17 protein-coding genes and 1 pseudogene are annotated in these 18,561 nt (G+C 46.6%); 15 read left to right on the forward strand and 3 right to left on the reverse strand.

From position 1 onward, the window contains the following. Window positions 1-2 precede the first annotated feature (2 nt). From EWM62_RS00695 to EWM62_RS00740, 10 genes are all read left to right on the forward strand, one after another. Window positions 3-1,229, forward strand: a complete 1,227-nt coding sequence (locus EWM62_RS00695) for a family 16 glycosylhydrolase (RefSeq protein ID WP_129874721.1) — start codon at window positions 3-5, stop codon at window positions 1,227-1,229. A gap of 55 nt (window positions 1,230-1,284) precedes the next feature. Continuing rightward, window positions 1,285-1,707, forward strand: coding sequence for a hypothetical protein (locus tag EWM62_RS19635; protein WP_129874722.1), 423 nt, complete (start codon window positions 1,285-1,287; stop codon window positions 1,705-1,707). A 44-nt stretch (window positions 1,708-1,751) separates the two neighbouring features. Then, complete coding sequence (locus EWM62_RS19640; RefSeq protein WP_129874723.1) at window positions 1,752-2,174, forward strand: hypothetical protein; 423 nt, start codon at window positions 1,752-1,754, stop codon at window positions 2,172-2,174. 144 nt (window positions 2,175-2,318) lie between these two features. Continuing rightward, window positions 2,319-3,983 (forward strand): DUF6377 domain-containing protein, encoded by a 1,665-nt coding sequence (locus tag EWM62_RS00710; protein WP_129874724.1) that lies wholly within the window; start codon window positions 2,319-2,321, stop codon window positions 3,981-3,983. Between the two features lie 281 nt (window positions 3,984-4,264). Further along, window positions 4,265-7,216, forward strand: coding sequence for a SusC/RagA family TonB-linked outer membrane protein (locus tag EWM62_RS00715; protein WP_129874725.1), 2,952 nt, complete (start codon window positions 4,265-4,267; stop codon window positions 7,214-7,216). A 14-nt stretch (window positions 7,217-7,230) separates the two neighbouring features. Next, on the forward strand, window positions 7,231-8,721 hold the full coding sequence (locus EWM62_RS00720) for a RagB/SusD family nutrient uptake outer membrane protein (protein WP_129874726.1): 1,491 nt from the start codon (window positions 7,231-7,233) through the stop codon (window positions 8,719-8,721). A gap of 14 nt (window positions 8,722-8,735) precedes the next feature. After that, on the forward strand, window positions 8,736-9,818 hold the full coding sequence (locus EWM62_RS00725) for a SusE domain-containing protein (RefSeq protein ID WP_129874727.1): 1,083 nt from the start codon (window positions 8,736-8,738) through the stop codon (window positions 9,816-9,818). Between the two features lie 40 nt (window positions 9,819-9,858). After that, window positions 9,859-11,241 (forward strand): alpha-amylase family glycosyl hydrolase, encoded by a 1,383-nt coding sequence (locus tag EWM62_RS00730; protein WP_129874728.1) that lies wholly within the window; start codon window positions 9,859-9,861, stop codon window positions 11,239-11,241. A gap of 130 nt (window positions 11,242-11,371) precedes the next feature. Beyond that, window positions 11,372-11,911, forward strand: coding sequence for a hypothetical protein (locus EWM62_RS00735; RefSeq protein WP_129874729.1), 540 nt, complete (start codon window positions 11,372-11,374; stop codon window positions 11,909-11,911). After that, window positions 11,860-12,060, forward strand: a complete 201-nt coding sequence (locus tag EWM62_RS00740; RefSeq protein WP_162499759.1) for a GNAT family N-acetyltransferase — start codon at window positions 11,860-11,862, stop codon at window positions 12,058-12,060. The genes EWM62_RS00735 and EWM62_RS00740 overlap by 52 nt, the downstream gene beginning before the upstream one ends. 6 nt (window positions 12,061-12,066) lie before the next feature. Here EWM62_RS00740 and EWM62_RS00745 read toward each other — a convergent pair whose 3' ends face one another. Further along, window positions 12,067-12,864, reverse strand: a complete 798-nt coding sequence (locus EWM62_RS00745) for an NIPSNAP family protein (RefSeq protein ID WP_129874731.1) — start codon at window positions 12,862-12,864, stop codon at window positions 12,067-12,069. A gap of 40 nt (window positions 12,865-12,904) precedes the next feature. After that, window positions 12,905-13,171, reverse strand: a complete 267-nt coding sequence (locus EWM62_RS00750; protein ID WP_129874732.1) for a hypothetical protein — start codon at window positions 13,169-13,171, stop codon at window positions 12,905-12,907. A gap of 170 nt (window positions 13,172-13,341) precedes the next feature. Here EWM62_RS00750 and fabF point away from each other — a divergent pair, with 170 nt between their 5' ends. The 3 genes and pseudogenes from fabF to EWM62_RS19540 form a co-directional block, all read left to right on the forward strand. Then, window positions 13,342-14,580, forward strand: a complete 1,239-nt coding sequence (fabF, locus tag EWM62_RS00755; protein WP_129874733.1) for a beta-ketoacyl-ACP synthase II — start codon at window positions 13,342-13,344, stop codon at window positions 14,578-14,580. A gap of 86 nt (window positions 14,581-14,666) precedes the next feature. After that, window positions 14,667-14,810 carry an N-acetyltransferase gene (locus tag EWM62_RS19535; RefSeq protein ID WP_238989249.1) on the forward strand — a complete coding sequence of 48 codons (144 nt, stop codon included), beginning with the start codon at window positions 14,667-14,669 and terminating at the stop codon, window positions 14,808-14,810. A gap of 12 nt (window positions 14,811-14,822) precedes the next feature. Continuing rightward, window positions 14,823-14,951: pseudogene (locus EWM62_RS19540) on the forward strand (GNAT family N-acetyltransferase); the annotation flags it as partial. On the opposite strand, the gene EWM62_RS00765 reads toward EWM62_RS19540, so the two are convergent. After that, window positions 14,952-16,094, reverse strand: coding sequence for a putative sensor domain DACNV-containing protein (locus EWM62_RS00765; protein WP_129874734.1), 1,143 nt, complete (start codon window positions 16,092-16,094; stop codon window positions 14,952-14,954). 139 nt (window positions 16,095-16,233) lie between these two features. Between EWM62_RS00765 and EWM62_RS00770 the strand changes: the two genes are divergently transcribed. Both EWM62_RS00770 and EWM62_RS00775 read left to right on the forward strand, forming a co-directional pair. Further along, on the forward strand, window positions 16,234-17,163 hold the full coding sequence (locus tag EWM62_RS00770; protein ID WP_238989250.1) for an MBL fold metallo-hydrolase: 930 nt from the start codon (window positions 16,234-16,236) through the stop codon (window positions 17,161-17,163). A 398-nt stretch (window positions 17,164-17,561) separates the two neighbouring features. After that, the gene (locus EWM62_RS00775; RefSeq protein WP_129874735.1) at window positions 17,562-18,251 is read left to right on the forward strand and encodes a pseudouridine synthase; all 690 of its coding nucleotides are present in this window, start codon (window positions 17,562-17,564) and stop codon (window positions 18,249-18,251) included. The last annotated feature ends 310 nt before the right edge of the window (window positions 18,252-18,561 follow it).

The following is an 18,561-nucleotide window of genomic DNA, read 5'->3' on the forward strand; positions in this document are numbered from 1 at the left end:
TTATGAAAAAGCAAGTATTAAAATTTTTGAAAGGGGCCGGATTGATGCTGGCCATGGGTTTAGCCATTACATCCTGCAAAAAGGATATCAACAAAACAACGCCGGATAACATCGATGTAAAATCAACCGGCACTACTCCAAGGGCGCTCACACTGGTATGGTCTGACGAGTTTAACGGCAGTGGCATAGATGGCGGCAAATGGAACATTGATAATGGCAACCCCAACGTAAATAACGAGAAAGAATATTACTCATCGGGCAACGTTGCGGTAACAGGTGGCAATTTGGTGATCACCGCCAAAAACCAAAGCATGGGCGGGCAGCCGTACACATCGGGTAAAATTACTACCGCCGGTAAGTTCACGGTAAAATATGGGCGGATCGAGGCCCGTATCAAGCTTCCCGCTTTCCAGGGGAGCTGGCCTGCGTTTTGGATGCTGGGCAGTAACATCGGGCAGGTAAACTGGCCGCAATGCGGCGAAATTGATATTATGGAGCAAACCAATACCAGCAACACAACCTTAGGCACTATGCACTGGAATAATAATGGCCACGTGTATTATGGCGGCAATACCCAGGTGAACAATGTTACCGATTATCATGTGTACGCGGTTGAATGGGATGCCAACAGTATTAAATGGTATGTAGATGGCACACTGTTCCACACCGGTAATATCCAGAATAATATCAACAGCACCGAGGAGTTTCAGCTACCTTTCTTCCTTATACTGAACCTGGCGGTAGGCGGCGATTTGCCGGGTAATACCATTAATAATGGCGCGTTACCGGCTAATATGTATGTAGATTATGTGCGGGTTTATAACATTACCGGTGGCTCGGGCACTACAGCCCCTATTGGGCAAACGGTAACGCTTAAAGGATTTAACAACCAATACGTAAGCGGCGAAAACGGCACACAGGCTATGCTCTGCAACCGCCCAAGCCCACAGGCCTGGGAGCAATTTACCGTAGTTGATGCAGGCGGGGGCAAGGTAGCGCTGCGCAGCCAGAACAAATACGTATCCAGCGAGAACGGCACGCAGGCCATTACCTGTAACCGCGCAACCATAGGCGATTGGGAGAAATTTGACTGGGTGCCTACCGGCGATGGTAAAGTTACCTTCAGGGGCAACAATGGTAAGTTCATATCCAGCGAGAACGGTGCCCAGGCCATGACGTGCACGCGCACCACGGCATCGGGATGGGAAGCCTTTGGTATTAACCAATAATAAATTCATAAATTTAAGCCTGCCTTAACACAAGGCAGGCTTTTTTATTTACCTGATGAGAAGATCACTGCTAACCTGCCTCGCTATTATAACAGCCGCGGGCCTATACGCGCAAACAACCCCTGAAAAATTGTCGCTAAGCCTTGTTACGGGTTACGAGCGGCAGGACCTTAAGTGGTCGATAGCCGGGAACCTTGCCGGCGAAAACCCTAACGTTTATTCGGAACTGCAATGGAAAAAGGTAGGCGGCTTGTCGGTAGCTGCGGCTTTGGAGTGGAATGTTTGGAACCGAGTTTTGCTAACTGCCGATTATGCAAACGTATTTATCAAATCGGGGACAGTTAGCGATAATGATTACAATGGCGATAACCGCACTAACATGGTTTACGATGAGCTTTTTAATGCTGATAAAGGCTACCTGCGCGATTGGGGCGCAGGAGGTGGATATATCATCATCAACAAAAAAAATTCAGCTTAAAAGCATACGCGGGCTATGATGTAAGCACGCAATCGCTTTATATTTTGGACCGTACAGGCAATTTCCCCGACCTGAACAGTACTTACAAAGCAACCTGGAAAGGGCCGTTTGTAAAAGCAAGCGTAGGTTTGGGCGTTACCGATAGGTTAAAGATAACAGGTAATTTAAAGTATAACCAGGCAAATTACAGTTCAATTGCCGACTGGAACCTTATTCAAACCTTTCAGCACCCCGTTAGTTACCGGCACACGGCAAAAGGCTTTGGTATAGATGGCGATCTGAAACTGGTTTACGCCATTTGTAAAAACATTGCCATACAGGCAGGCGGTGGGTATTACAGTTGGCAAACCGGCAACGGGATAGACGAGTTGTACCTGAGCGCCGGCGGCAGCGATAAAACCCAGTTGAACAAAGTGGAACGGAATGGCTACCGGATATCGGCAGGGGTGGTGTTGTATGTTAAATAATTTTTGATCGGCAGTTTCAGCTTTAAATATCTGCTGATATTTAACTCACTAAAATTACTTATTTTGCAATACCCAATTATTGTAAATTAGTAGTGAATGAGAACCCGTGGCCGATATAAATTTATATTAAGTTGTTGTATAGCTTTGTTTGCGTTACTATTGCAGGCCAGTGTGGCCAGGGCAGGCGATAAAATTGACAGTTTACAAAGGGTGCTGAACAAGATCCTGGATAACAAAGCCCAGAATAACCAGGCAAGGTTTACCCAAATTGAAAAGATAAAGCACGAATTACATTCAAATTATTCTTTTTTACCTGCCAGGTATAACAATTACCAAAGGCTTATTAATGCCTATAAATCATTTGTGCACGACTCCGCCTACGTGTACAGCAAGAAGCTTAACGAGTGTGCCTACCAGCTAAAGGATGCCAATAAAATAAATTACGCGAAGGTAAATATGGGCTTTGTGCTGATATCTGCCGGCATGTTCAAAGAGGGGCTGGATACTTTAAGCAAAGTTAATACCCGTTACCTTAATGAAAAGCAAAGGTTTGAGTATTTGTTTCTGCAGGCGCGCAGTCATTTTGACCTGGGTGATTTTGACAGGATAAACGATTACTACCAGCATTACAGTAAGATAGGGTTGGGATATTGCGATTCGATATTGAGATCGCACCAGCCGGATACTTACGAATATTTATCGGCACAAGGGTTAAAAGCTTTGCGCAGCGGCGATTATAAAACGGCTTTAACGCCGTACCTTAAAATAATGAAGCTTCCGCAAACCTACCAGGATAGCGCCATAAACCTAAGCTGCTTAAGCTATATTTATTTTGTAAACAAGAACAACGATCTGGGTATGCAGCGTTTGATACAGGCAGCTATTATTGATAATGCCCACTCTACAAAAGAATCGGTAGCGTTAACCAACCTGGCTACCCGGTTATACGAGCAGGGCGATACCAAAAATGCCTTCCTGTATATCCACAATGCTATAAACGATGCCACCTTTTACGGCGCCCGCCATCGCGAAGCACAGATAAGCAGCATATTGCCTATTATCGAGAACGAAAAGATAAACGGCATCGAGAAGCAAAAGCGCTCGCTGATGGTGTACGCCTCTATTATAACCTCGCTGATTATTGTGGTTATTATATTCTCGGTGATCACATCAAGGCAGTTAAAAAAGCTGCGTGTTGCCGATGAGATCATCGTAAAAAAGAACGACGACCTGAACATAGCCAACGAATCGTTGATAAAGGTTAACCAAACGCTTGATAAAGCAAACCGGTCGTTAACCCATACCAACATCAAACTGGATGAAGCGAACATGATCAAGGACGAGTACATTGGTAACTTCTTTAACATCCACTCAGATTATATCGAGAAGATAGACCGGCTGAAACGATCGATAGAAAAAATTGTAAAAGAAAAACGTTACGAAGAGGTGCAGCTGGTACTAAACCGCCTGAACACCAACTTTGAACGCGAAAACCTTTCGCACAGTTTTGATAAGGTGTTCCTGAATATCTTCCCAAATTTTGTGGAAGACTTTAACACACTATTCGATGCTGACCACCAAACCCACCTAACCGGAGACCAATTGCTTAATAACGAGCTGCGTATTTTCGCACTGATCCGTTTAGGTATAGATGAGAACGAAACCATCGCCAAGATCCTTAACTATTCTGTTAACACCATATACACTTACAAAACAAAGGTGAAGAACCGGTCCTTTATACCAAACGATGAGTTTGAAGAAAATATCATGTGTATTAAAGCTGTAAAAGAACAGCCGGTGATAATTTAACCTTTAACACTGTTTACAAGCCTTCCTTCCGGTATTTTTTGCGCCTCATAGTGTACAAAACTTACTAAACTATCAATATTCCTTTCGTGATTATCTATATAAAGTTAATCCTTTTAATTATGTAAGTAATTGTTTATCAATTATTTAAATCAATTAACCCATCTCTTTTTTTAATATCGGCTTCCATACATATTGTATGTGCGTTTAAAGCTCTTTTACTTTGATATCGTTGTACGGCCCAAACCGGCAGCCTGATTATTAAACCAATTAAACCCTTTTAAATGAAACACATTTCCTTATTCAAGTACGGCTTGACTGTGCTTTTTCTTCTTTGTGCTACGCTTACATTTGCGCAAACAACAGCATTTACCGGTAAGGTGGTTGACGAGAACAACCAGCCTTTACCCGGTGCTGTAGTGCGTGTAAAGGGCACCGACCAAGCAACGGCTACCGATGTCGGCGGGGCTTTTAAGGTAAATAGCAATCAGCAGGCAATTGTTATTACCGTGAGCTTTATTGGCTACGATTTAGTAGAAAAAAGCATGGTTGCCAACCAGCCCTTATCCATCCAGATGCAGCCAAATTCCAAATCGTTATCCGAGGTGGTGGTTGTAGGCTATGGTACCAGCAAAAAATCTGACCTTACCGGCGCGGTTACTAACCTGGGCGCTAAGGACCTTAACCCCGGGCCAATTACCAACCCTTTGCAGCAACTATCGGGCAGGGCGGCAGGTGTTACCATTACCCAAACAGGCAGCGAGCCAGGTGCATCGCCAAGCGTGCGCATCCGTGGTATAACATCGCTTATCGGCGGTAACGACCCATTAGTGGTAGTTGATGGTGTGCAGGGCAATATGGACCTGCTTAAACAAGTACCGCCAAGCGAGATCGAGTCGGTTGATATCTTGAAAGACGCATCTGCTACGGCTATTTACGGTTCGCGCGGTGCGCCGGGTGTGCTTATTGTTACAACCAAAAAGAACAAAGCGGGCAAAACCACTGTAGAGTACACCGCGAACGCGTCTGTTGATGTACTAACCCGTCAGTTGAAAGAGCTAAACGCTGACCAATGGTGGGAGCAGGCGCAACTTTATAACGTGCCGGCATCAGCCAACCACGGCTCAAGCACCGATTGGGCTGGTTTATTAACGCAAACGGGATCAACGCAAAACCATACGGTTGCTTTTGGCGGCGGTGCCGATAAGTTCAGCTACCGCGCATCTGTTACCGGTATTTTGCAGACCGGTACGGTTATCAACTCTAACTATAAAAATTACATCGGCCGCATCCAGGCAACACAAAAAGCGCTCGACGACAGGCTAACGCTTACCATGAACCTTAACAGCGGTATAAACGATGCCAACTACAGCCCTAACAGCGTAGGCCGCGCAGCGTTTACATCAAACCTGTATAACAACGTTTATGTAGCCCGCCCAACAGACCCGGTTTTGAACCCTGATGGCAGTTATTATACCGATGCAAACGTGTTCCAGTACATTAACCCTTACGCGGTTGCAAAAACGGTGATCAATAAAGGCCATGAAGATAACCTGTTTGGTACCCTGCGTGCCGACCTGCAGCTTACCAAAAACCTTACCGCCGGCTGGTTTGGTAGCTGGAGAAGGATAAACGGTAACTCGGGTTATTATTTGCCTGCCATGTCGACGGTATCAACCGCTATTGATAACAAGGGGATAGCCAATATCAACAACTACCATACAGATGAAAAACTAAACGACATCAGCCTGAATTACAAAACTGATTTCGGTAAGCACCATTTAGATGCCGTTGCTGTATATGAGTACCAGATCCAGAGCTATAACGGCAATTTTGCCCAGGCAAAAGGCTTTATCAATGATATTGCTACTTACAATGCCCTGCAGTTAGGCGATATCACCAAAGTTACCCCCGGCGATTTCTCCTCATACAAAAACGACAGAAAGCTGGTATCGTACATTGGCCGTGTAAATTACTCTTATAACAACCGGTACCTGTTAACCGCAAGTTACAGGCGCGATGGTTCGTCGGTATTTGGTGTTAACCACAAATGGGGCGATTTCCCGTCGGCTTCGTTGGCATGGCGTATCGACCAGGAATCGTTCATGAAAAACCAGCGCATCTTCAGTCAGCTTAAGCTGCGCGGCGGTTACGGTATCACAGGTAATCAGCAGGGTTTATTCCCGCAAGGCTCAATCCCGTTAGTAGGCAGCGCGCCACCTGTATTTTTTGGCGGTGAACTGATCTCCAACTTTATCGCCAGCCAGAACGCCAACTCCGACTTGCGTTGGGAAACCCGCAAGCAAACCAACCTTGGTATCGATTTCGGCCTGTTTAACGATCGCTTATTGGGCTCGGTTGATGTTTACAACGCAACTACCAGCAACCTGTTGTTTGGTTATGCGGTACCGCAGCCGCCGTTCCCTTATGGCAGTATCCAGGCAAACGTGGGTAGTATGGTTAACAAGGGCTTAGAGGTAAGTCTTAGCTACCAGGTTATTAAAAATACCACTACCATGTTAACACTGGCAGGTAATGCAACCCTGTTAAAAAACAAAGTAACCAACTTAAGTGGATCTATCAACGGTGTGCCGCTTAATACCAATTATGTACCGAGAGGCGGCAACAGTTACCTGATAGAAGGTTACCCGGCAGGCGTGTTCAATATTGTTAAACACCTGGGCAAGGATGCCACCAACTCCGAAACAGTGGTTGACCAGGATGGTAACAACATTATAGACCAGGGCGACAGGAGCCCCGACAGGGTTATTGCAGGTCAGGCTACACCGAAATATACTTTCGGGTTTACGCCAAGCTTTAGCTACAAAAACTTTGATGCGTCAATGGTATGGCGCGGATCGGGCGGTAATAAAATTTACAATGCCATACGTGCAAACCTTAGCTACTTCGAAAACTTAGGTAAGGCAAATGTGCTGCAAAGCGCTGTGCCGCTGGGCTTGTTCCATTCGCAATATGGCAGCGACCTGTGGCTGGAAGATGGCTCCTTCATCCGTTGGGAAAACCTGAACCTGGGTTACCGCATCCCTATTGCTAATTCAAAATACATCAGTTCGGTAAGGCTATCGGTAACAGGCAGCAACCTGCTTCTGATCACCAAATACACCGGCGCCGATCCTGAATTATCTACCGATGGTAATAACTTAACCGGGATAGATAATGGTATTTATCCGCGTACCCGCACAGTGGCCCTGGGCTTAAATGTAGTATTCAAATAAAATATTGATTAGAGATGAAAAAGATATTCACAAGCATTTTAATTATTGGCCTGGCCGCGCAAAGCTGTACCAAGGTTAACGAAAATGTATATGATAAGTACGCCTCGAAGGAGTTTTACGCGTCGCCCAAAGGGGCGGATGTGGCCCTGGCGAACGTGTACTCGCAGGTGGGAGGTAACTGGAACGGCGTTGGCTATGCAGGCGCTGATAATGGCTGGTACGATCTGAACAGCTTTTCGAGCGACGAGCAGGTGATCCCTCACCGCCGCACCGGCGACTGGCAGCTTGATTTTGCACAGCTTTACCAACGCCAGTGGCTGCCAAGTTTCGGCATCATCAGCAACACCTGGAACTGGCTTTATAAATCTGTTTACACAGCCAACCTGGCGGTAGACCTGCTGGAGACCTCAAAAGCAGATCCGGCTAAAATTGCCGAGGCAAGGGTACTGCGCGCTTTCTTCTATTATTTACTGATAGATGATTTTGGCAACGTACCTTTTTATACCGATAACAACATTACTGTTGATAAGCTGCCGCAGGTAGACCGTAAAACGGTATACGACTTTATTGTAAAGGAACTTACCGAGAATGTAGACAAGCTATCAGAAACCAAAGGGGGCGTTTATTACGGCCGTTTTAACAAATGGGCTGGTTACGCTTTACTGTCTAAGGTTTATCTTAACGCCGAAGTGTACACAGGTACACCAAAATGGACAGAGTGCCTTGCCGCTTGTAATAAGATAGCGGAGGGTGGTTTCTCGCTGCATCCGGGTGGGGCAAACGCTGCAAGCCCGTTGGGTTACCAGTATTACGAGCTTTTTGGCGATAAAAACCCTACCGACGAAACTATTCTTTCCATATATACAACGGTAGATATCGTATCGCGTAATATCCTTTCCATCCGCAGCTTTAACGGGCCGAATTTTAACGCGGTTTATGGCTTTAGTGGCTGGAATGGCAGCATCATACCGCAGGAGTATTACGAAAGGTACGACAATAACGATATCCGTAAAAAGCAATTTCTGATCGGCGCGCAGCCGGGCGGTGTAAACTATACTGCCGAGGTAAGCTCGCTTGACGACCCCGGAGCATTCCCTGACGAGGGCGTACGCGATACCAAATTTGTACCCGCATTACCTATGAACGGTGGCGGCGCATCAAACGATTTCCCTATTTATCGCTACGCGGATATCATGCTGATGCAGGCCGAATGTAATGTGCGTTTAGGCAATGCAGGCGCAGCAAAACCATTTGTTGATGCCGTTAGGCAGCGTGCAGGTTTAGGCGCATTGGGTGCCAACCCAACGCTTACCGATATTTATAACGAGCGTGGTTTTGAGCTGAACTGGGAAGGCCACCGCCGGCAGGATATGATCAGGTTTAACACCTTTACCCTGGCTCATGGCTTTGTACCTGCCGTTGGCGATTTCAGGAAACTCTTCCCGATACCCACCAGCGCGCTTAATACCAATACCAACTTAAAACAAAATCCTGGTTACAATTAATCCGAATCAAGATCATGAAAAAAATACTTACCCTCGCTATACTTTTGGTCGCCTGTATAGCCTATGGATGTAAAAAGGAGGCCAGTTTAACTGTACTTAAAACCGCATCGTTTGCTGACGGCTCTTCACTTAGCGCGTCGGCCACATCGGTAGTGCTGGCAAAAAACAACGATACCACATCTGTGGTGACGTTTTCCTGGCCGGCGGTAAAGTATACCATTAAGGCATCGGTAACCTATACCCTGCAAATTGACGTGCCTGCCGATACGGTAGGGGCTAATGCATGGGCTAATGCTAAAAAGATCACCGTAGGTAACGATGTGTTGAGCAAGTCGTACCTGGGCAGGGACCTGAACACGCTTGCTGCGGATATGGGCATAGCGCCCGGTACCGAAGGTACGCTGGTAGTACGTGTGCAATCTTACCAAGATCAGTATGCTTACAGTGCGCCAATTGTTATCAAAGTAACGCCTTACCAGCCTAAAGCCACTTACCCGTTGTTATACATTCCCGGTAATTATCAGGGATGGAGCCCCGGTACGGCGCCAACCGCGGCGGCTTTAAAGCCAAAAATTTACGAGGGGTATGTTTATATGCCTGCGGCAGATAACTACTACTTTAAGTTTACCAGCGCGCAGGATTGGGACCATATTAACTATGGCGATGCCGGTAACGGAACCATCACGACAGATGGATTGGCAGGCGGACTTGTTTCGCCGGGGCCGGGCTACGTGCAGGTATCTATCAACCTCAATAACAACACATGGTCGGCAGTGCCTACAACGTGGTCGATATTGGGTGATGCCTCGCCCGGCGGCTGGAGCACCGATACGCAGCTTGCCTATGACCCTGCCAAACAGGTATGGAGCGTAACCTGCGATATGAAGAAGGATGGCTCGTTCAAATTCAGGGCTAATAATAACTGGGTGATAGACTTTGGTGTAAATGCCGATGGCAACCTTGCTTATGCGGATAACCCTGTGTTTGGCTACGATGGCAGTGTACAAAACATCACCGTGCCGTCTGATGGTAATTATACCATCACGCTGGATCTGCACGACCCGTCAAATTACAACTATAAATTAAAGAAAAATTAATTCACAGGGCGGTTCGCGCCGCCCTGTTTAATTAGAGATCATGAAATTCAAACCAACACTAATGAAACTGCTGCTTATATCGCTCGTAACCATTTTCAGTTTTTGTAAAAAGGACACCAATACCACTGTAAACCCCGATCCTGTTTACACGCAGTACGGTACGCCATCTGCAGATGTACCAAAGGTTAGCGACGCGGTTATTTACCAGGTAAACCTGCGCGCGTTTAGCGCCAACCACGATTTTAAAAGCGTAACAGCCAAGCTGGATGCCATAAAAGACCTGGGTGTAAACGTAGTTTACCTGATGCCTGTTTACCCGGTAGGGGTAAAAAACTCGGCAGGGGGGCTGGGCTCGCCATATTCAGTTAAGGATTATAAAGCCATTAACCCCGAATTTGGTACAATGGACGACCTAAAAGAACTGGTTAACACCGCCCACGCAAAAGGTATGGCGGTAATGCTCGACTGGGTTGCCAATCATACTTCGTGGGATAACGCCTGGACAGCCAACAAAAGCTGGTACAAACTGGATGCGCAGGGCAATTTTACGCCGCCGGCAGGAACCAACTGGTCGGATGTGATCGCGCTCGACTTTAACAACAAGGACATGCGCGCCGCCATGATAGATGCCATGAAGTACTGGGTCTACAACGCCAATATTGACGGTTACCGCTGCGATGCCGCCGATTTTGTACCGCTTGATTTTTGGAAACAGGCAAATGATGCCATGAAAGCTATTACTACCCACAAACTGTTAATGCTTGCCGAGGGCACCCGTAACGATCATTTCCAGGCGGGTTTCCAGATGGTATATGGCATGGGCTATTATTCCGACCTAAAGAGCAAGGTGTTTGATAATTCCGGCTCGCTTACCATTTTGCAAAACCTAAACGTTAGCGAATATGCTACTGCCAAACCGGGTTCGCAAGTGGTTAGGTACACCACTAACCACGATGTTTACCTGAGCGATGGTAGCCCGGTTAATATCTATGGTGGCAAAACTGGCTCTATGGCGGCCTTCCTGGTTACAGCCTATATGAAAGGCGTGCCGATGCTTTACAACGGGCAGGAGGTAGGCACCACCCAAAAGATAGATTTCTTCTACAATACGCCTATCGATTGGAGCACCAACCCTGAAATGACAGCGGAGTATAAGAATATCCTGAATTTCCGTGCGGGCAGCGACGCCGTTAAAACCGGCGATTTGAGCATTTACAGCAGCGATAATGTTGCAGCGTTCACAAAATCTAACGACAAGCAAAAGGTTTTGGTTATAGCTAACATGCGCAATAGCAACGCTACCTACACCATACCACCGGCCCTTGCCGGCGCCGGATGGAAAAACGCCTTCGCTAATGCATCGGTAAGCTTAAACGGGCAGTTGTTTTTACAGCCTTACCAACATATGGTGCTTACGCAATAAGTTCTTTGGTTAATTATATATTTTGGTTTAGTCCCGTAAACATTGTTTGCGGGACTTTTTTTGAAGAATTACCCGCAGATGATAGCTAATTTGCAGCTAACTTTTAAGTTTGCCTGTATAGATCAACACCATGCATCACATTCTTGATAACCCCATATACAATGCCCTTAAAACAGGAAGTAAACATTTATCTGCAGACGAAACCGTTGGGCCGGTAAATGTTTTTCGGCGTGATGTGGCACCTTTTGTGGGGATGGAAAATAATACCGGAAATGATTTTAAGGCCCTTAGTGCCCTTGGCCCGGCAATAAACCCGGTTGTTGTTTTTAGTACGGTAAAATTGGATATCCCATCCAGATTTGAGGTAGCAAGGGAATTTGAGATGCTACAAATGGTACACGATGGTTCGGCACCCTCAGCCTTTTCATCTCCACAAATAACAGAACTGGATGAAAGCCATATCCCCCAAATGATAGAACTGACCCAACTTACTAAGCCGGGACCGTTTTTGCAGCGCACAATAGAATTTGGGAACTATACAGGCATTTTTGAAGATGGCCGCCTGGTATCTATGGTAGGGCAGCGCATGCAGCCATCGCCCTATGTAGAGTTAACGCCGTGTGCACACACCCCGATTACCTGGGCCGTGGCTACGCCGGCATATTGCTAACAGAACAGATCAAGCGCGTAATAAACACAAACGGCATCCCGTTTTTACATGTACTTGCAGATAACCACGCGGCTATAAGGGTTTATGAGCGTGTAGGCTTAAAAGCCCGCGGCCCAATGCTTGGCTATGTGTTAAATATTAAGAAATAACCCCGGTTATATCCCTGAGTAATCGGTAGGCTTTAGCATGGTAGACGTTATTTTGGATACCAGCAGCGCATCAGCATATTCCGGTACGGCGCTTATCTTTTTCCATTGCGGGTCGTCAACAAAGCTTTTCCAGTGGGCGGCTTTATCGTCCATGTCTTTAAAGGTAACCATGTAGGTTAGGTTGGGCCTGTCGTTGCCAAAAATAGTTTCGCCAAAAAATACCGGCTTAAACCCAAGGCGTTTAAAAATGTCTATTTCGCCTTTATCGTTAAACATTTCAATTTTTTTCTTCCCGGCGGCTTCGGTAGCGCTTTTGTATTGGCGCAGCTCAAAAATGCGCTGGTTACGCGGGGGGAGTTCCTTCATACGCATATGTGCAAAAGCCTTCATCAGGGACGTATCCATGCGTTCAAATGCAGGGTCGCAGGCTGGCGCGTTCAGGAAAGCCGAACCTTTTGTCCAGTAATCTTTATCAGTTTCAAGCCTGTAATTTAAACCCTCCCAATGCACATAAGTATTGTATGGTACAAGTACATATAATTTGGTTTGTCCGGTGGGGTTAAGCTCGGTAAATACGCCCACGGGTTCGTAGATCTGCTTTTTTATCATCGGCACAAAAACATCTCTGAAAAAATCTTCGGTGGTTTTTTGCTGCTTTTCGTTCTTAAAGGTATAAACCCTTAGTTCGTAATGCTCAACATAAGGCGGTTTGTCAAATTCGGGTTTTGCCATAGCGGTTACAGGTGCAATGGCTGCTGCCGCGCCACTTATTAATGATCCTTTTACGAACGAGCGTCTTTTCATTTAAATTACAATTAGTTTAGGGCTAAGATATACATATTATCTATTCAAAATCCTCATCATCCTCGTCATCTTCTTCCGGTACGTAATTGATTATCGCCTGGCCAATGGCGTCAACCTCTGCATCATTATCAAACATGGGGGTTTCGGTTTCGGGATGTAGTTTTAGCCAAACGTTACCCGTATCCTTTTCAATTTTGCCAAACTCGGCGCCGGCCTTAAATATGGTGTAAACGTTATCCTCTTCGGGGAAAACAGCGTAAACCACGCCATTCACCAATACATCAAACGGCTCTTGTAATTCTTGCATAATATATTGTTAAAGGCGCAATTTACCATTTTTACAATTATGGGCTTGGTTACCGGCTAAAAGTTTACCAATCAATTGCTTTTTTAAACTGATACTTGTTTACATTTGCGCCCACAATTGCAGCGGCCTTTGTATTAAAACTTTGGCCGGTTTTTAGCAGTATATTAAGCATGAAAAGAGTTGTTATTACAGGCATGGGCGTAGTATCGCCTGCCGGGAATGATCTTAAAAGTTTTTGGACCAATATTGTAAACGGGCGAAGCAACGCGGCCAATATTACCCGGTTTAATGCCGAACACTTTAAAACCCATTTTGCCGCCGAGGTAAAGGAACTTATCATTATCGACCACCTCGACCGTAACGAAATAAAACGCAGCGACCTTTACACTCAATATGCACTGATAGCTGCTAAAGAGGCCATTGAAGATTCGGGTTTTGAACTGGATAAAATGTCGCCGTTTGATGTGGGGGTTATTTTAGGCTCGGCACAGGGCGGTTTCGAAACTTTTGAGCAACAGGTACGCGAGTATGCTGCCAACGGCTTTATGCCGCACTTTAATCCCTTCTTTATACCTAAAACGCTGGTGAATATGGCGGCCGGTATTATCTCCATCAAATATGGTTTTATGGGGGTTAACTTTTCGGCCGTATCAGCGTGCGCCTCTGCCAATACGGCTATTATGGATGCGCTGAACTACATCCGCTGGGGCAAAGCCAAAATTATCATAACCGGCGGTGCCGATGCGCCCATCAGCGAGGCCTCCATAGGGGGGTACAATGCCTTGAAGGCGCTTTCAACCCGTAACGAATCGCCGGAAACAGCTTCGCGCCCGTTTGATGTGGACCGCGATGGCTTTTTGATGGGCGAAGGTGCAGGTGTTTTGGTTTTGGAAGAATACGAACATGCGGTTGCCCGCGGCGCGCATATCTACGCCGAGGTTGCAGGCGCAGCCATGACATCTGATGCCTACCACATCACCGCCACCCATCCCGAAGGAAAAGGCGCTATACAGGGGATGAAGTTTGCCCTGCACGACGGCGGCCTGAATGCCGAAGATGTGAATTATGTAAACGCCCATGCCACATCAACATCGGTAGGTGACTTGAGCGAGGCCAGGGCCATAAACGCCGTTTTTGGTAACAATACCGATTTTTCGGTAAGCGCCACCAAATCCATGACGGGCCACTTATTGGGGGCTGCCGGTGCTATTGAGTCTATAGTAGCGGTAAAGGCTATCACCGATGGCATTATACCGCCTACCATCAACACCCATACCATTGACCCCGAGGTACCTGCCGGTTTACATATTGTAATAAAAGAAGCCATTAATAAAAAAGTTAATGTAGCTTTAAGCAATACCTTCGGCTTTGGCGGGCACAACGGCATTGCAGTATTTAAAAAGGTATAAGGATACTTGTAAACGGATATGATAAGAAAACTGATCGATCACTTGCTGGCACTTTGGGCATCGCGCCAGTTCAAAAAAGTAAAGAAATGAACTATCCGGATATCGAACTGATCAATAACGAAGCCATCCACAATTTTGAGCTTTTTGTAGACGGGCACCGCTCATTTATCGACTATAAAATAAAGGATAACAAGATCTACCTGATACACACCGAAGTGCCGGTGGAATAAGAGGGGCGTGGTGTTGCCGCGGCACTTGTAGAAAAAGCCTTAACCTATATCGAGCAAAAGGGATTAAAACTTGTGCCCTTGTGCGCCTACGTACAATTTTTTTTAAAGCGCCACCCCGAGTGGAACCGCCTGCTGGCTTAATTACAGTAATAACACATCTATCCGATGGGCATGTACCATGCTCAGTTCTACCGACCACGCGAATACCGTAAACTGCCCGTCCTGAGAGGCTACCAGTGCAACTGCATCGTGCTGATCGCTTACAAACTGGGCTGCCGCTAAATGCCGGCTGCCACCGCTTTGAGCCGGGTGCTGCCTGATGGCCTTACCATCGGCAATAGGTTCGGTAAAGATGATTTGCCCTACGGGGATACTGCTTTCTGACCGGGCGGCTTTGGCACCAAAGGCAAGCAGGTCGTACTTATCGGTAATAATGGTTGCACCATCCACCGCGGTAAAGCCGCCTATCAGGTCAATAGCTTCCAGTAACGATTCCTGCCACTCCAGTTTTTTTCGCTCCTGGTCGGTTAATGCCAGCAATTCGGCAATGGCACTATAGGCAGGCTGTACAGGATATTTAACCGGCTGTACTATCGATTCCTTCCATTTTGTAGTACCGGCAGGTACAATAAGCACCAACCCGCCACGCTTATGAAGGCGCATAGAGGCGGCTAATTGTACCAGAACGTTAAAGGATTCGCCCATGAAGGATGGCAGGGGCATGTTGGCAAGCGATTTAAGCAGGGATGGGCAATCGGCCACACCCATGGTGGCCTCGTCCAAAACCTTTATCTGGTCGCCCTGTAAAACGGCTACATTCACAAATTTGCCAAAGCCATCAACCCGGCGGTGCTTTATTACCAGCAAGCCCGGCTCTACCACCTCTAAAACAAAACATATGGCAGGTACGCTATGGGTGGTGCCCCAGATGAACAGATCGTCGCCATCGGGCCAAACGCCTAAGTGGATACCGGGCTGCTCAACCGCTGGCGCAAGCTTTATCAGGTTTTGGGTGGTAAGCCTGAGTTTTTGCCCAAATATCAATGGTTTTTCGGATTGCGAAGGCTGCAATAAAGCCAGCGAAATAATGGGCGAACGGCCTTCTTCGCGGCGCATGCTGGCCCAAAAAGCGATATCGATAACCGCCTCGATGATGTGGGCATGGGGCGCTGTAGCGATGTTATTATCCTGCACGCTTTGCGCCGCTAACTGGTGCTTTTTAAAGTGCGCCTCAATTTCGGGCGCAACCATACGGGCCGGCAGGTAGGTGGGTTCGGATAGCATCGGTATATATGTTTTTCAATACAATAATAGTTAATATCCCTAAGTGTTTGTGTTAATGTTGTGTAAGTTAAATTGTTTGCGGCTACGTTATTGATCAAATGTGTCAGTCTGAGCATGTCGAAGACCTTTGGGCTTTACAATGGTTCGACAGGCTCACCATGACAAGATGAGCCTGTTGAAAATTAACTTCGCTAAAACTTTTAGTACTTGCCTAAAATGGCTTACTTTGCAATGTATGCCGGTGTTTATAGCGTCATTAAATTCGGGGAGTAACGGCAACTGCTATTACGTTGGTAACGAGCGTGAAGCAGTACTGGTTGATGCCGGCATATCCTGCCGCGAAACCGAGAAGCGCATGGCCCGCCTGGGGCTTTCTATGCAAAAAGTTAAAGCCATATTTATTTCGCACGAACACAGCGACCATATTAAAGGCCTGGGCGTACTCGCCAGGAAATACCGCCTGCCTGTTTATGTAACCGATGGCACCGTGCATCACTGCGGCGACGTGCCTAAGGATCTTTGTATCAGCCTGCGGTCGTACGAAGCGGTGAGGATAGGTAGCCTGGAGATAATGCCCTTCCCCAAACACCACGATGCCGTAGAGCCGCATAGCTTTATGATCAGCAGCGGCGATACCCGCATTGGGGTATTTACCGATATCGGCGCACCCTGCGAGCATTTGAGCCGCCATTTTGCACAATGCCATGCCGCTTTCCTGGAAGCTAATTACGACGAGGAAATGATGGAGCAGGGCAGGTACCCATATTTCCTCAAACGCCGCATCCGCGGGGGTAAGGGCCACTTATCAAATAAGCAGGCGCTGGATATGTTTATCGCACACAAACCTGCCTACATGAGCCATGTTTTATTAGCGCATTTATCCAAGGATAATAACTGCCCTATACTGGCGCAGCAAATGTTTGCCGTACATGCCGGCGATGTGCATGTAAGCGTTGCTTCGCGATATGAGGAGAGTCCCGTTTTTGTGATAGACCCGCTGCCCCTTGCGCCCGGCGAAAGCCATGTGCTTAACCAAATTACCGGGCAATTCCAGTTTGCTATCGGCTAAAACAGGGGGTGTCCCACTAAATATTACACAAAACGGGGCAATTGTGTAAAACATTAATAATCAAATACTTATAAGTATACAATTTTCGATTTTATTTAAAGTGATACTTAAACATAAATTGTTTAACTAACTTTAAATAAGTTATTTATGTATTTTTTAGAGGGTGTCCCACTTGTTTCTGAATGAGACGGAATGGGACACCCTCTGATTTCGGATTTACGATGTACGATTTCGGATTTGCTTTGTTGGTGGGTGTGCCGATTAAGATTGACGATTAGGGATTTACCCGGCTAATCAAATCTTGTGATCCGTCCTGGAATAGGTTTATACTTAGTCTTGTCCAGATTTTGGTTTACACTTTAAACCGGCTTAAAAACGCCTATCTTCGCCCCTAATATATGCTTGAGATACTTTACCAGGACGATAACTTAATTGCCATTAACAAACCGCACGGCCTGCTGGTGCACCGCTCATCAATAGCTGCCGATGCGGTAGAATTTGCCCTGCAATTATTACGCGACCAAACGGGTAAAAAGGTGAACCCGGTGCATAGGATAGACAGGAAGACGGGGGGAGTATTGCTGTTCGCGTTTGATAAGCCTACAGAAATAGCCATGCAGCAAGCTTTTATGGAGAACAGGGTGAAGAAGAAATACCTGGCCATACTGCGCGGTTATACGCGCGATGCCGAAGAGATAGATTACCCGCTGCGTAAGGAGAACGGGACTTTACAGGATGCGCTGACGCGGTATGTTACCCTGAACAGGGCAGAGCTTGATGTAGCTTTCGGCTCGCACCCAACATCGCGCTACTCGTTAGTAGAGGCCACGCCGCAAACCGGGCGCATGCACCAGCTGCGCAAACACTTTGCCCACATATTTCACCCTATTATTGGCGACCGCACACATGGTTGTAACAAGCAGAATAAATTTTTTAAAGAGACCTGGGAGATGGAGACCATGCTGCTGCATGCTTCGCAGCTATCTTTTAAGCACCCGGTTACAGAAGAAGAAATAACAATAAATGCGCCCCTACAGCCCGAATTTAAAAGGGTAATGGAGTTAATGGGTTGGGGTGATAGCTATTAAATTTACTTATCTATTTCACCAGGCGTTCCGATGGAACGCTTCTGTGTTGTTTTTGGATGTGTCTACCAACCAATCGTTCCGCCGGAACGGCCGCTCGCTTAAACTCGTCCCTTCGGGACGACGGGTCGGTAGAATTATAATAGAAAACCGTTTCGTTCCGTAGGAACGTTTGGTGGCGAAGCAAATTTGAATTTTTTGATGGATATATTATCTAAAGCATCCTGAGCTTAAAAGCGTAATGGGTTGGGATGAGTAATTTTCCTACCCTTCAAGAATTTTCCAATTTCATTTGGCTAAAGCCGCTTGGCTG

The organism is Mucilaginibacter terrigena, assembly GCF_004168255.1.
Classification (GTDB): Bacteria; Bacteroidota; Bacteroidia; order Sphingobacteriales; family Sphingobacteriaceae; genus Mucilaginibacter; species Mucilaginibacter terrigena.